This is a genomic window from Pedobacter sp. AC190, assembly GCF_979258025.1.
Genome location: NZ_OZ409824.1, coordinates 3643092 through 3657870, shown reverse-complemented (window position 1 = coordinate 3657870; position 14779 = coordinate 3643092). Strand labels below are relative to the sequence as shown.

15 protein-coding genes and 1 other RNA gene are annotated in these 14779 nt (G+C 34.8%); 10 read left to right on the top strand and 6 right to left on the bottom strand.

Annotated features, from left to right (window positions below; all coding sequences use genetic code 11):
• The first annotated feature begins 230 nt into the window (after positions 1-230).
• The 10 genes from ACZZZI_RS16095 to ACZZZI_RS16050 all read left to right on the top strand — a co-directional run bounded on the left by ACZZZI_RS16095 (position 231) and on the right by ACZZZI_RS16050 (position 7926).
• Positions 231-545 carry a hypothetical protein gene (locus ACZZZI_RS16095; RefSeq protein ID WP_424059975.1) on the top strand — a complete coding sequence of 105 codons (315 nt, stop codon included), beginning with the start codon at positions 231-233 and terminating at the stop codon, positions 543-545.
• Positions 546-745: 200 nt separating this feature from the next.
• Complete coding sequence (locus tag ACZZZI_RS16090; protein ID WP_463489993.1) at positions 746-1516, top strand: MbnP family protein; 771 nt, start codon at positions 746-748, stop codon at positions 1514-1516.
• Position 1517: 1 nt separating this feature from the next.
• Positions 1518-2555 (top strand): cytochrome-c peroxidase, encoded by a 1038-nt coding sequence (locus tag ACZZZI_RS16085; RefSeq protein WP_463489992.1) that lies wholly within the window; start codon positions 1518-1520, stop codon positions 2553-2555.
• Positions 2518-3495: a transporter family protein gene (locus ACZZZI_RS16080; RefSeq protein WP_316760746.1), complete on the top strand. Its 978-nt coding sequence runs from the start codon at positions 2518-2520 to the stop codon at positions 3493-3495. Before ACZZZI_RS16085 ends, ACZZZI_RS16080 begins: the two co-directional genes overlap by 38 nt.
• Positions 3496-3500: 5 nt before the next feature.
• A complete protein-coding gene (locus tag ACZZZI_RS16075) occupies positions 3501-3956 on the top strand; it encodes a hypothetical protein (RefSeq protein WP_463489991.1) in 456 nt (151 codons plus the stop codon).
• Positions 3957-3961: 5 nt separating this feature from the next.
• Complete coding sequence (locus tag ACZZZI_RS16070) at positions 3962-4225, top strand: YHS domain-containing protein (RefSeq protein ID WP_316760752.1); 264 nt, start codon at positions 3962-3964, stop codon at positions 4223-4225.
• Positions 4226-4547: 322 nt separating this feature from the next.
• Complete coding sequence (locus ACZZZI_RS16065) at positions 4548-5198, top strand: SCO family protein (RefSeq protein WP_463489990.1); 651 nt, start codon at positions 4548-4550, stop codon at positions 5196-5198.
• Between the two features lie 93 nt (positions 5199-5291).
• Positions 5292-5714, top strand: a complete 423-nt coding sequence (locus ACZZZI_RS16060) for a c-type cytochrome (RefSeq protein WP_463489989.1) — start codon at positions 5292-5294, stop codon at positions 5712-5714.
• Between the two features lie 59 nt (positions 5715-5773).
• An RNA gene (rnpB, locus tag ACZZZI_RS16055) (RNase P RNA component class A) lies at positions 5774-6152 on the top strand.
• A gap of 361 nt (positions 6153-6513) precedes the next feature.
• A complete protein-coding gene (locus ACZZZI_RS16050) occupies positions 6514-7926 on the top strand; it encodes a sigma-54-dependent transcriptional regulator (protein WP_463489988.1) in 1413 nt (470 codons plus the stop codon).
• Between the two features lie 153 nt (positions 7927-8079).
• Here the strand turns inward: ACZZZI_RS16050 and ACZZZI_RS16045 are convergent, their stop codons facing one another.
• From ACZZZI_RS16045 to gatB, 6 genes are all read right to left on the bottom strand, one after another.
• Entirely contained in the window at positions 8080-9870 is a 1791-nt protein-coding gene (locus tag ACZZZI_RS16045; RefSeq protein ID WP_463489987.1) for a chloride channel protein, read from the bottom strand.
• Positions 9871-9948: 78 nt separating this feature from the next.
• On the bottom strand, positions 9949-10671 hold the full coding sequence (locus ACZZZI_RS16040; protein WP_463489986.1) for an RluA family pseudouridine synthase: 723 nt from the start codon (positions 10669-10671) through the stop codon (positions 9949-9951).
• A 195-nt stretch (positions 10672-10866) separates the two neighbouring features.
• Positions 10867-11298 carry a phage tail protein gene (locus ACZZZI_RS16035; RefSeq protein WP_463489985.1) on the bottom strand — a complete coding sequence of 144 codons (432 nt, stop codon included), beginning with the start codon at positions 11296-11298 and terminating at the stop codon, positions 10867-10869.
• Positions 11299-11405: 107 nt separating this feature from the next.
• Positions 11406-12095, bottom strand: coding sequence for a response regulator transcription factor (locus ACZZZI_RS16030; RefSeq protein ID WP_316760773.1), 690 nt, complete (start codon positions 12093-12095; stop codon positions 11406-11408).
• Positions 12096-12198: 103 nt separating this feature from the next.
• Positions 12199-13311 (bottom strand): TlpA disulfide reductase family protein, encoded by a 1113-nt coding sequence (locus ACZZZI_RS16025; protein ID WP_316760776.1) that lies wholly within the window; start codon positions 13309-13311, stop codon positions 12199-12201.
• Positions 13311-14768, bottom strand: a complete 1458-nt coding sequence (gene gatB, locus ACZZZI_RS16020) for an Asp-tRNA(Asn)/Glu-tRNA(Gln) amidotransferase subunit GatB (protein ID WP_463489984.1) — start codon at positions 14766-14768, stop codon at positions 13311-13313. The genes ACZZZI_RS16025 and gatB overlap by 1 nt, the downstream gene beginning before the upstream one ends.
• Between the last annotated feature and the right edge of the window lie 11 nt (positions 14769-14779).

The window sequence follows — 14779 nt, the reverse complement described above, 5'->3', positions numbered from 1 at the left end:
ATGGATAATTTCATCTGTGTTTTTTTTATAATAGTAAATTTGATAATCGAAACATCTGGTCCTGTCTTTCCAGATTTATACGTATTTATTGCCGTTGATTTCAATCAACGGTCAAAGTAATTCTCTATTTTCTTTGCTGCAATCAATTTCTTTAATACTTTTGCAGCAATAAAATGTTAAAAAAAGTCCTAATATTTTTTCTGGTAATCTGTACAATTTCAAATTGCTACATGCAATTGGTTGTGTACTCAGGTTATCAAATGAATAAGGAGTATATCACATCCGTATTTTGTATCAATAAAGCACACCCAGAGTTACATTGCGATGGACAGTGCTTTCTAGCCAAAAAGTTGAAAGATTTAGATGGCAAGAACAAACAGACACAAGATAATTTAAAAAGAGTAATTGAGGCCGAACCAGAATTCCAGGTTGTAGGTATTAATCATAATATCCATTATTTCATTATCAAATCAGAAAGTGGTTATCTCGAAAAACCAATTAAAGACCTTTCTATTTCTATTTTTCATCCGCCGAAAATCGTTTAAAGTATTTTTATTTATTCATTGCGTGGGTCTTGCTCTCGCATGTTTGGCTATTTGTCATACTGAGCACAGCGAAGAATCTCAAAGCCAATAGCTATTAATTTGTTTTCTGCTGTAACGTTAATTTCTACTAAAGTGTTAGAGATTTTTCATTGCATTCAGAATAACATAGGACTATAAATTCACTTATTCAATTTTCAGATATGAAATTATCACAATACTTATTGGCATTATTATGCCCTATTATACTTTTATCGTCATGCAAAAAAAGCGATGATGAAATCTCTACAGATACAAAATCAAGTTTTACTTTAGAGTTCGAACATCAGGTAAATGGTGCTTCTTTAGCTTTAAATACAGCAACTTACAAAAACACCAAAGGCGAAGATTTCAAAATCAATGTTTTCAAATATTATGTAAGTAATGTTAAGTTAAGCAAAGCTGATGGTACAACTTATCTTATTCCAGAAAGTTACTTTTTAGTTGATGAATCTAAAGCAGCATCTAAATTAATCACCGTAAATAATGTACCTACAGGTGATTATACCAAGATCGAATACACTATTGGTGTAGATTATGCCCGTAATTTTGCAGGCGCACAAACTGGTGCCTTAGATCCTATTAATGGCATGTTCTGGACCTGGAACAGCGGCTACATTTTTGTAAAATTAGAAGGCACTTCGCCACAATCAACAGCGGCAGGTAATGCCTTAACTTTTCATATTGGTGGCGTAATTGATCCAAATAATACGATTAGAACATATTCTACGGAAATTAACTCAGCCAATCCGTTAAGAATTAGAGTAGATTCAAAACCAGATATGCACTTTATCGTAAATGCAGCATCGCTATTTACGGGTACAACTGATGTAAGTTTTGCTACATTAAACTTTACTATGGGTGGTGCCAATTCGGTAATTGTGGCTAATAATTACACAAAGGGTTTATTCCGCCTGGATCACATTCACAATTAATATGTGGAGGAAATCAATCGTCTTCGCAGTGCTTTTTTTAAGCATTGCGTTGATGTATGCTTGCAGCAAAAATGAAGCTGAAATTAAGCCGGAAGAAAAGAATATATCTTTTATCATTCCGTCTAATTTCCCTGCTCCAGCATACAATTTCGAGGAAAATAAGTTAACCAATGCAGGTTTTGAGTTAGGTAAGAAACTTTTTTATGATGCCCGTTTATCAGCCGATAAAAGCGTTTCATGTGGAAGTTGTCACCAGCAATTTGCGGCGTTTGCAAATCTCGACCATAAAGTGAGCCATGGTGTAAATAATTGCCAGGGAAAAAGAAATGCTCCACCCCTTTTCAATTTGGCGTGGCAAAAAGCATTCTTTTGGGATGGCGGTGTAAAAAACCTCGAAACATCGCCTTTAAATGCTATTACAGATGCTTGCGAAATGGGAACTGATATTCAAACGATCATTACGTTTTTGAAAGGTACAGCGCCCTACCCTGAAATGTTTAAGCAGGCTTTTGGTTCAACAGAAATCAATTCACAATTGGTATTAAAATCATTTACACAGTTTATGGGCATTTTGGTTTCTGGAAATTCGAAGTACGATAAAGTGATGCGTAAAGAAAGTGGTGTTTCATTTACTGCCGAAGAACAAACTGGTTATACGCTTTTCAAAGCCAAATGTACTTCCTGCCATGCTGAACCTTTTTTTACTGATTTTTCTTATCGCAATAATGGATTGGATTTAGTGAGTACCGATGAAGGCAGATCGCACATTACAGGCCTGCAGAGCGACTTCGGAACGTTTCGTGTTCCAAGTTTACGAAACATCGAATATACAGGTCCGTATATGCACGATGGCCGTTTTTACAGTTTAGATGAAGTTTTAGAGCATTACAATTATGGAATACAAGCAGCTCAAAATTTAGATCCTTCGTTAAAAAATGGCATCCAGTTAAACAGCTCAGAAAGGGCACAAATCAAAGCATTTTTAAAAACACTAACCGACAATGAGTTTATCAAAAATACATTATATAGCGAATCGTAAATTATTAATAATTGCGTTTCTTTTAATCAGCAGCAATATTTTTGCCTGTGATATTTGCGGTTGTTTTATGGGGATTACGCCTTATTACAATCGAAACAGTATCAGTTTGCTGTATCGCTACCGTTCATTTAATGGTTACGATGGTCAATCGCATTCCTTGTTCCCCAATGGAGGCAAATTTTTTATTCCCGCTAGAAATCAGGATTCGCCAATAACTGGTCATGCTGGAAATCCAGATGATTACGAATTATACCGCTCAATGGAGATTAGAGGAAAATATTTCATTAACAGCAAATTAGAAATTAACGCAATCCTGCCTTATGTTTCAAACAGCGAACGTTACAATGGTTATACTTCTACCGTTGGTGGAATTGGCGATGTAAATTTATACGCAGGTTATCACCTTGTGCAAAAACTAGAGGATAATTTTAAGCAGCAACTTATTGCAGGTGCGGGTATTAAACTTCCAACAGGTAAAAACAATTTCAAAAACACTTCAGGCATTCGTTATTCATCCTTGCAACAAGCTGGAACAGGGAGTACTGATGGTTTTGTTTACTTAAACTACATGGTTGGTTTGGGAAAATTTGGAGCGAGTTTAAATACGTCGTACAAAGTAAATGGAACTAATAATCGCGATGAGGGAATTGCAAACAGTACAACGAGTTTTTTGAATATTTTTTATACACAAAGAATCGGAAAAGATATTCAGATAATGCCATCAGCTCAATTTTTCTATGAATATTCTGGCGGAGAAAAGTACAACGGCGTTAAAACTGGCGAACATGTAATGAATAATTTAATGGGTGGCATCGGTGCTGATATTTTTTATAAAAACGTTGCCCTTAATGCAGGAGTACAAAAAAATATTTGGGAAGCAGAAACAGACCACCCGATGAGTGCAGGAAAAGTTTATGTAGGAATTACTTATAATTTTTAAAAACAATGAAAAAGAAAATAACAATAGTTGCTTCGGCATTAATCTTACTATTTAGTGCGTGTAAAACGGAGCCTAAAGCAAATGACATTAAGAAAGAAGTTTTAAATATCCACGATAAATTAATGATTGATGGCGAAAAAGTAATCAAGAATCGAATGAAATTAGATTCGGTTTTAAAATCTAATCAAATTAAGTCTACTCAAGATTCGTTAACCGTTGCAGATTTAATTATCCGTTTAAACAAAGCAGATGAAAATATGATGGATTGGATGCATTTCTTTAATGATGATTTTAAAGGAAAAAATGAGCAGGAAGATTTGGAATATTACAAATCGCAAATGATAAAAATTCGTGCAGTTGAAGATGCATACATTAAAGTTACCCGAGAATCAGATTCTTTATTGAACATTTTCAATGTAGATCCAGCTAATAAGATGAAAATTTCTAACCATAAGCATTAAAAAAAATGAAAGCAATAACATCGTTAATAATTCTAGTCGCGTTGATTACATTAGGCTTAAAATCAAATGCCGACCCAAAAATTGAATACAAAGAAATATCGTTTACTGATTCCGTACAGAAAAAAGTTGTTGACCCGGTTTGTAAGATGAAAATAAAACCAAATGTTGCGAAAAGTTCAGTTTACAAGAAGACTACTTACTATTTTTGTTCTGAAGGTTGTAAACAGAAATTTATGGCTACACCTTCTAAGTACGTACCTACTAAATAACAAGAAAAACATTGGTAGTGAACAGGGCGCTAATCAGGCTACTTCTGGCGGATAACAAGATCGTTTTTTGTATCTGTAATGGTCGTCTTTCAATCGTGTTTGCATTGAGTTTAGTCGAACGAGAGACGAACAAGAGACGAACAATACACGAACAAGGTAGGTTTTAGCTACCTGCCGATTATAGCACAAGTTACTACCAGTTACCGCGTTGATTAATTACATCACCATCACTTATTAAAATGGAGATTAGTGGACAAATCACGCATCAATTAATTGCCATCTGCAAAACAGAGGTGTATATTTACATTTTTAAAATCAAATCATGAATAAAATTATTTCTTCCATTGCCATAGGATTGGTTTCAGCAGTTGCACTCTCATCATGTCAACAAGATAAAAAACTTCCGTTTTATGGCGAGCGCCATGCAGAAACCATTAAAGATGCCGCAGGTGTAGAAAAAATTGATACCGTTTATCAAACCATTCCAAATTGGGCTTTTTTAAACCAGGATAGTGTTTTAACTACTAATAAAATAACCGATGGTAAAATTTATGTAGCCGATTTCTTTTTTACTTCTTGCACAACCATTTGCCCAACCATGCATCGCAACTTAATGACGGTTTATAAGGATTTCAAAACTAATCCTGATGTTATGTTTGTATCGCATACTATTGATTTCAAATACGACAAACCATCAGTTTTGAAAAAATACGCTCAAAAATTAGGCGTTGATGGTGCAAAGTGGCAATTTCTTTATGGCAGTAAAGACAGCGTTTATACCTTAGCCGAGAAAAATTATTTAGTTGCTGTTGGCGAAGATAGTACCGCTAAAGATGGCTATATTCATCAGGGTTATTTAATTTTAGTGGATAAAAACCGACGTATTCGTGGTGCTTACGATGGTACGAAAGAAGATCAGGTTGAACAACTGAAAAAAGATATTCCAGTTCTATTGGCTGAGTATAAAAAATAAATTTTAGCCACAGATGAAAAGGATAAAACACAGATAAAAATCAAAATCTGTGTTGATCATTGCTTATCTGTGGTTAATTCTAACAAAACATAAATGCGCAAATACATCATCAATTCCATTTTTCTGCTATCTGTTATAGCTATAATCATTTCTTGCCAAAACCAAAAAGACATTGATTTACAAAACTATATGTCGAACGGAAAAGATATTTATAAGGCTAAATGCCAAAACTGCCATGGTGTAAATGGTGAAGGATTAGGTCAGTTAGCACCACCCTTAACCGATTCTATATTTCTAAAAACCAACAAAACACGTTTGGCTTGTTTTATTAAAAATGGTGCTAACGAAACCATGGTAATCCATGGTAAAAAATACAAGGAAAAAATGCCTGCTTTCCCCGAACTGGCCGATATAGATATTGCTCAGGTAATGGTTTTCGTAACCAATTCTTTTGGAAACAATCAAGGTTTTGTTCCTTACACAGAAGTTTCTACGCAATTACAAAATTGTAAATAGCAGAAAAAATCTCTCTGTTTTTGCTGTCTTTTTGGTTAAAAAAATCCATCTTTGCCCAAAATGCAGGTTGTTCTATCGCTGTTTCGATATTATCGAGAGAGAGGAAAGTCCGGGCAACATAGGGCATCTCGCTTTCTAACGGAAAGGGATTTAGGAATGAAAACCTGAATTACGGATTAGTGCAACAGAAAATATACCACCCAGCGCAAGTTGGGAAAGGGTGAAAACGTGCGGTAAGAGCGCACGAGCATTGCAGGCGACTGCAGTGGTTTGTAAACCCCGAGCGTTGAAAGACCAAATAGGCTAACGCATGTAGGGCTGCCCGTCCGATGTTAGTGGGTAGGTCGTTAGAGGTAAACGGCAACGTTTACAGTGGATTAATGATAGAAATTCTGAGTAATCAGAAAACAGAACCCGGCTTATAGACCTGCATTTTTTATTTTTTCGGAAAGCTAAAACGGTACTTCTTCGTCTGCTTCAGCCCTGTTGCTTACTATATCTTTTTTGCGATTGCTGTCATGCTGAGGTACCAAGCATCTGCAGCTATGAAGCAGATTCTTCGTGCCCCAGAATGACAGTCTATTCAAGGTTGCTGCAAACAAAAAAGTATACCGTTCACATCAGGTTTATTAAATAAAAACTTGTAGAAATAAACTTACAGCCAAACTCAGATATTATTTCAAATCTGATAAAACCTTTTCATTGATTTCTCGTTTATAGCCTAAATCATTGTATGAAAAACTATACATTAATTAAAAAATAATATATTCGTAACTCAATTAGCATAAACAAATATTAAATGGCCAAACTATTAATTATTGACGATGAGCGGGCAATAAGAAGTACCTTACGCGAAATCTTAGAGTACGAAAATTACGACGTTGAAGACATAGATAATGGCATCGACGGGCTTGAAATGATTAAAAAAGGTAATTTCGACCTCGTTCTTTGTGATATCAAGATGAATAAAATGGACGGTTTGGAAGTGCTTGAACAGGCACAAATTATCAAGCCAGATTTGCCGTTCATTATGATTTCTGGTCACGGTACGGTTGAAACCGCCATTGAGGCCAGCAAAAAAGGCGCATTTGATTTTATTTCGAAACCACCTGATTTAAATCGTTTATTAATCACTGTTCGTAATGGTTTAGACCGTGGAACTTTAGTTACAGAAACCAAAGTTTTAAAGCGTAAAGCCAGTAAAACCCGTGAAATTTTAGGCGAATCTGAAAGTATTTCTAAAATAAAAGAAACCATTGAACGTGTTGCTCCAACGGAGGCTCGTGTTTTAATAACCGGAGCCAATGGTAGTGGTAAAGAACTGGTTGCAAGATGGTTACACGAAAAGTCAAACCGTGCTGATAGTCCTTTAATCGAGGTTAACTGTGCGGCAATTCCATCAGAATTAATTGAAAGTGAATTATTTGGACACGAAAAAGGCTCCTTTACATCAGCTGTAAAGCAACGTATCGGAAAATTCGAACTGGCTAACGGCGGAACTTTATTCTTGGATGAAATCGGCGATATGAGCCTTTCTGCGCAGGCAAAAGTGCTTAGGGCTTTACAAGAGCATAAAATATCTCGTGTAGGTGGCGAAAAAGAAATTGACGTAAATGTTCGTGTTTTGGCGGCGACCAACAAAGATTTGTTAAAAGAAATTGAAGACGGAAATTTCCGTATGGATTTGTACCACCGATTAAATGTAATTAATATCCATGTTCCGCATTTAGCAGAGCGTACAGATGATATCCCCGTTATTGCACAAAACTTTTTAGATAGCATTTGTAATGATTACGGAATGCCTGTTAAAAAAATTAACGACGGCGGTATGGCAGCTTTGCAGGCTTTACCCTGGACAGGAAACGTACGTGAACTGCACAATATGATTGAACGTTTAATTATTTTAAGTGATAAAGTAATCACGGAAAATGATGTACGTGCTTTTGCTAACCCAGGTGGTGGCACCAATATTGGTGCCGCAACAAGTGCGCAAATTGCAAATAATAACAACGGTTCAGGTATGTCATCATCTTTTGATAGTTTTAATAATTTCCAGGATTATAAAGATCACGCAGAAAAGGAATTTATTAAATTTAAGTTGGAGAAAAATAACTGGAATGTATCAAAAACTGCCGATGAAATTGATATTCAAAGAAGTCATTTATATAGTAAGATCGAAAAATTTGGATTGAAAAGAGCTGATACTCCCTAGCCCTCTAAAAGGAGGAATTATTAGCGAGATTTAAAATAAAGGAAGTTGAAATATTGAGATTTATCTTAATTTATTTCAACTTTTTTTATTATAATAATTGTTGACCTACATGAAAAGAGGAAAGTCAAAAGTCCGCTTTAGAGGCTTGAGGTTTTACCCCATGTAATCGTTCTGCCGCATTAGTAAAGCTCTGTATTTATTAAAAATTGCAGTTTTAGATACAAATCCTCTGTATCGATTAGCCTCATCAACAACAGGTAAAAGCCATGCATTTTCTTGCTCCATTTTTTTTAATACAGTTTTTAAATCTTCATTTTCCAATATTGTAATTGGAGCTGGCTGTACTAAATCTGTAGCTAACAAAGTTTCCTTATCAGGATTGTTTACCATTTCACTAAACAATTCCTCCATATAGATAATACCTTTAAAATCGTCTAAATCGTCGGTTACAGCACAAATATTTTTATGCGATTGCACTATTTCATTCATTTTTAATGAAATCAAATCATTCATATTTAATTGAGGATAAGTTTTCTCAATCAAATATTTCAATTTCATCTGATTTAAAACCGTTGTATCTTTATCTTCATGAGAAAGCAATTCTCCTTTATCGGCAAGAACCTTAGTATAAATAGAGTGTTTTTGTGAGCTACGATTAATGGCGTAAGAAATCGCAGTAGTAATCATCAAAGGAACCATTAGTATATAACCGCCCGTAATTTCGGCAATCAGAAAAATACCTGTTAATGGGGCGTGCATAATCGATCCTAATGCAGCAGCCATGCCAGCGACAATAAAATTAGAAACATTCAACTGTGCAATTCCAGAAAGATTTACGGTATAAGCGAAAATAAATCCAATTAAACCGCCCATAATTAAACTTGGTGCAAAGGTACCACCATTACCACCCGCACCCAATGTAATTAGAGTAGCAAGCGATTTCATAAAAATTGTTACCACCGTAAACAATACAACCAATGCTGGAATAGTATTATAATCTTGAAAAATACTGTTGTTAATTACAGCCAGGTAATCTCCTCTTAATAAATTTTTCATCGTAATATAACCTTCTCCATAAAGTGTTGGAAAAAGGAATACTAAAAAGCCAAGCATTAAACCGCCAACCACAACTTTTGTATACGGATGTTTGATTTTATAGAACAACCCTTTTACAGCATAATTAGCCTTAGTAAAATAGATAGAAAATAAGCCTATTAAACCTGCCAAAAGAACATAGTAAAATAACGCATTGATTTGCCAGCCTTCTGTTACGAGAAAAAATAGTTGCTGTGTATAAAATATTCTTGCTACAACGGCAGCTGTTGCAGCAGATAATAATAATGGGATAAACGCTGGAATGGTAAATTCTGGTAAGAGAATTTCGATTGCAAAAACAATACCTGCGACAGGACTATTAAAAGCGCCTGCAATGCCCGCTGCTGCACCACAAGCTACAAGCATGGTAATTTCTCGGTAAGACAGTCCTAAAAATCGACCTAAATTAGAACCAATAGCCGAACCGCTCGTTACAATTGGCGCCTCTAATCCTGTTGAGCCACCAAAACCAACGGTAACTGCAGCCGTTATTATTTGAGAATAAATATTGTGTGCTTCTACTCTACTCGATTTTTTTGAAATGGCATAAAGTAATGGTGTTAGCCCAGTTTCAAATTTACTTTTTCTGATAAAATACTTAATGTATAAAACCGTTAGAAAAATACCAATCATTGGAAATATGAAATACAGATAATATTTGTATTTCCAATGCCAGTCTGATTGCAGAAATTCTTCTATGTGATGCGTTAAACTTTTTAAAGCCGCGGCAGCTAATCCAGCTAAAACACCAACAATTACAGCTAGGATGACTAAGAAATTACGGTTTGATATTTTCGATTTTCTGTATTGATTAATCTTATCAAGGTAATTTACAAAACGGATATACATTCTCTTGTTTTTTAATATAGAGCGAATGTTCCAAATGTAGCTAAAAGTGAACGCCGAGGCAATATTTAACTTAATTATTTATGCATCAAACTTATCTAAAAGTTTAATTAGGGTTGCGTAATCTTTCGGATATGGTGCATCAATTACAATATCTTTATCATCCAAACCTTTAAAAACCAAGTGCCTTGCATGCAAAGCAAAACGCTTCATAATTGGTTGTTCTTCTTCGCCTTTGGTTAATTTATAGCCTCTTTTAATTGATGAAAGAAAAACAGGTTTACCCTTATACATATCATCACCGACAATTGCCGCTCTTTGAGTAGCCAGGTGAATACGAATCTGGTGCATTCTACCCGTAATTGGTTTACACTCTACCAAAGTGTAGTGCTTGTAATATTTTAAAGAATTGAAAATAGTTTCTGCTCTTTTACCTTCTGCTCTATCGATGGTTACATTCTTATTTCCGTCGTTTAAAATTGGCAAATCGACAATTAGATCGTCGAAAATTACGTGGCCATCTACAACAGCGTGATAAGTTTTATCAACTTTTCTTCTTTCAAACTGCATCGATGCATGGCGGTAACCTTCTGGATTTTTTGCAATAATTAAAGCTCCTGAAGTCTCCTTATCTAAACGGTGACAAACCTGTGCATCATCGCTATATTGCTTGGCTAAACGCAAAACATTGGTTTCACCAGATCCACCTCTTTCATCAAGCGATGCTAAGAAGGGTGGTTTATTGATTACGATAAAATCGTTGTCTTCGAAAAGAATAAGGTCTTTAAAATTTGGGTACTTCAAACTGTGCTGTTATTAATGAACCGCAAAAATACGGATTTATTTTAATTGCACTAAGGATTAGCCACAGATAAAGCAGCTGACTATCGATAAGAAGCTTTGAAAACATCAATTATTTAAAGGGTGCTGAAATTTTTCGGATAATATGAATAAAGTTTTAGCAAAACCCTTTAGATTATTTCAAAACTTGTATATCAATTATGGAGTGGTTACGGTTAAGCCTTCATGCGTTAACTCAAGTGTTTCTAATGCTATTTCACTATCATTTGAAATTAGAATAGGACCGCTATATTTAACTGGAAAAGCATTTTTTACCATCCATATAAAAATGGGCTCATGATCTTCATTAAGTAATTTAATGGTGATGTTTCTTCGTTCTATATTTCCAATACTTTTTGTGTTAATCCAATTAAAGAAATCATTGTCGTTTTTGGCAATGCTTCTTTTTAAAATAATATTTGAAAACTTTCGAATACCAGGAATCTTTCTACCACTATCTACAGGACTTGAGCCATCCCTCGTAATAACAGCCTCTATTTCAATATCCAATCCTGATATTTCGGTAAAACCAATTCTACTCCCTCCCCAATCTGCTGTAAAATTATATCGATTAATTGCATTCTCAGACATAGTATCTTATTTTAATTACTTGAAATACAATATAATAACAAAATTTAAACAAACGAAAAAAGCCGAAGATTAATTAATCTTCGGCCTTAATATTTTGATTTTAATATTTAAGATAACTCGAACTTATAACCAACACCTTTAACAGTTGATACATAAGTTTCGCCTAATTTTTCGCGTAGTTTACGAATGTGAACATCAATTGTTCTATTGGTTACCACAACCGAATCTTCCCAAATGTTTTTAAGAATAGATTCTCGGGTATAAACTTTTCCTGGCTTAGATGCTAATAGATACAATAATTCGAATTCTTTTTTAGCTAAAACCACTTTATTACCACCTTGAAAAACCAAATAGGCTTCTCGATCTATAACCAAATCGCCTATTTCTAATTTATTTTCTGATAACTCTTCAGTGCCAGAGTTTCTTCTTAATATAGCATTTATACGGCTAACTAAAGCTCTTGGTTTAATTGGTTTAGCAATATAATCATCAGCTCCGACGTTAAAACCTGCAATTTCTGAGTACTCTTCGCTCCTCGCGGTTAAGAAAACCATAAACGTATTTTTGAATTCAGGGATTGCACGCATTAAACGACAAGCCTCAATTCCATCCATCTTTGGCATCATAATATCCAGAATAATTAAATCAGGATGAACTTTTTTGGCAACTGTAATTCCCTCTTGACCATTCGACGCTGTAAAAACCTGATAACCTTCTTTCTTAAGGTTATATTCAATTAATTCCAGAATGTCTGGTTCATCATCAACAATTAATATTTTCTGACCTGCGTTGTTCATAGTTAAATATTTGTTACGAAAGTAGTGTCTCTGATGTACTTTTCAGTTAAGCCTAAGTTAAGAAATTGTTAATAACTTAAATTAGTTTAACATTGATTTTCTTTTAACGTAACGTTTTTGCTAAAAACGCTTCAAGCTCTTCGCCACGAAGGTTTTTTGCTGCAATTTTCCCAGCTGGATCAATTATGTAAGAAGTTGGAATTGCTTGAACTTGATATTTTTTAACTGTTTCTCCATTAAAATCTTTCAATTCAGAAACATGTGTCCAAGTTAAACCATCTGCCGCGATAGCGCTTAACCAAGCTGCTTTATCGGTATCTAGCGAAATACCTATAATATCAAAATTCTTAGTTTTGTACTTATTGTAAACCTTAACTACATTAGGATTTTCTTGTCGGCAAGGCTGACACCATGACGCCCAGAAATCTACCAAAACGTATTTTCCTTTATAATCAGATAAACTAACTGGTTTTCCATCCGCAGTATTAACTGTAAAAGCTGGGGCAACCTGGCCAACCTGAACTGTTTTCAGCAACGCCATTTGTTTAACGAAAGCATCAACAGTTGCATTCCCTTTTATTTCTTCTTTAACCTCATCTGCAAACTTCACTAATTCTGCCTCAAATTCTTGTGGGCTTAAAGTATTCATTGCATAAAAACTAGCTAAAGTACCTTTGTTATCCTTTGCAAATTTAATGATGGCCGAATTTAACTGATTAGTATATGATTCGTAACGTGGCTTTAATTCTTCCAAAACTGCAGCTCTATTTTGAGGTTGTGTAGATACTTTATTCTCAAAATCGGCTTGCAATTGTTCAACTTGCTTAGCATAAGTGTTTCTAATTGCATTTAATTCTGATAGTTTCTCAACTTCATTAGCGCCAGAAATTTTATAAGCCATTGTTTTATCAGCTAAATCTGCTTCTAGCTTAATTTCATCGCCGTTTTTAGCAATAAGCATAAATTCGTGGTTGCCAACAGAAACACGGAAAAAATCGACAGACGGAGTTTTACGAATAAACTTAAATTCGCCTTTTTCTGATAAATTGGTTGAATCAATAGCAACCATCTGGCTGCTTTGCATTCCATATAAAAATACTTTCTTTTCCGTTCCTGGATTTTTAAAAGTACCATCAATTGTAAAACTATCTTTTGGTTTACAAGCTGTGAAAGCAATCGCAATTAGTACGATCAGGCTAAAGTTTTTTAATCTCATTATTTAAGTTTTTCAAGTATTAATTCATTTATTTTTTTTGCATCAGCCTTGCCCTTGGCCAACTTCATAACATCGCCAACAAACAATCCTAAAACGCCTTTTTTGCCTTTTTTATACGCATCTACCTGTTGTGGGTATTTATTTAACACTTCATCAATAAAGCTACCTAGCTCATCACTGTTTTCAGAAATTAAAAGGTTTAGCGATTGTGCTAAATCAGCAACGTTTACATTTTCTTTTTGTTCTATTACAGGTAATAATTCTTGTATGGCAATTTGTTGTGTTAGCTTTTTATCATCAACTAAATTTATAGCAGCAGCCAATTGTTCAGGTGTTACTTTATAATTAACTATAGTAATTCCTTTATCGCTTAAAACGGCTCTTATTGGTCCAATTAACCAATTTATAAGCGTTTTTTTAGTATTTACAACTGGTAGAGCCTGATTAAAGTAATTTAGTAAATCTAAATCTTCGGCAAATAATGTTGCATCAGCCTTGCTGATTCCGAAATCGCTAACCATTTTCTTCGATATTTCATTTGGCAAAGCTGGCATAGCAGATTTTAGTTCCGCCAGCCAATCATCAGAAATGTAAATGGGTTGCAAATCTGGGTCAGAGAAATAACGATAATCATTTGCCTCTTCTTTGGTTCGCATTGGCGAGGTTGTTCCTTTATCAGCATCGAAATTTAAGGTGCTTTGTATAATGGCTCCTCCGTTAGAAATCACCTCAACCTGTCTCTTAAATTCAAATTCCATAGCTCTACGTACGTTACGCATTGAGTTTAGGTTTTTAACTTCGCAACGTGTTCCAAATTCAATACTACCATTTTCACGGATAGAAATATTTGCATCACAACGTAAGCTGCCCTCTTCCATGTTTCCATCGCTCACATTTAAATGGCGAACGAGTTTTCTAATTTCGCTTAGCAAAGCTGAGGCTTCTTCTGCACTGCGAATATCTGGTTCGGTAACAATCTCAATTAGTGGTACCCCTGCACGATTTAAATCAACTAAAGAATAGTGATCATCCTGATCATGAATACTTTTTCCTGCGTCCTCCTCTAAGTGAATACGGTTAATGCCGATTTTTTTTAGCGAACCATCTGCAAGTTCTACCTCCAAATATCCGTTTACACAAATAGGCTGGTTATCTTGTGTAATTTGATAACCTTTTGGCAAATCGGCATAGAAATAATTTTTTCTATCGAAATGATTAATTTGATTGATTGTACAATTTAAAGCCAGACCAATTCGAATAGCTTTTGCTACAACTTCTTTATTCAGCTTCGGTAAAGCACCTGGTAAAGCCAAAGAAACTGCAGATATATTTTGATTGGGCAAAGCACCAAAAGATGCACTATCAGCAGAAAATATTTTAGTGTTTGTATTTAACTGAACATGAATTTCCAGTCCTGAAACGAGTTCGTAATTGTTTTCGGTTGTCCCTAAACTCATATTAAAATGAT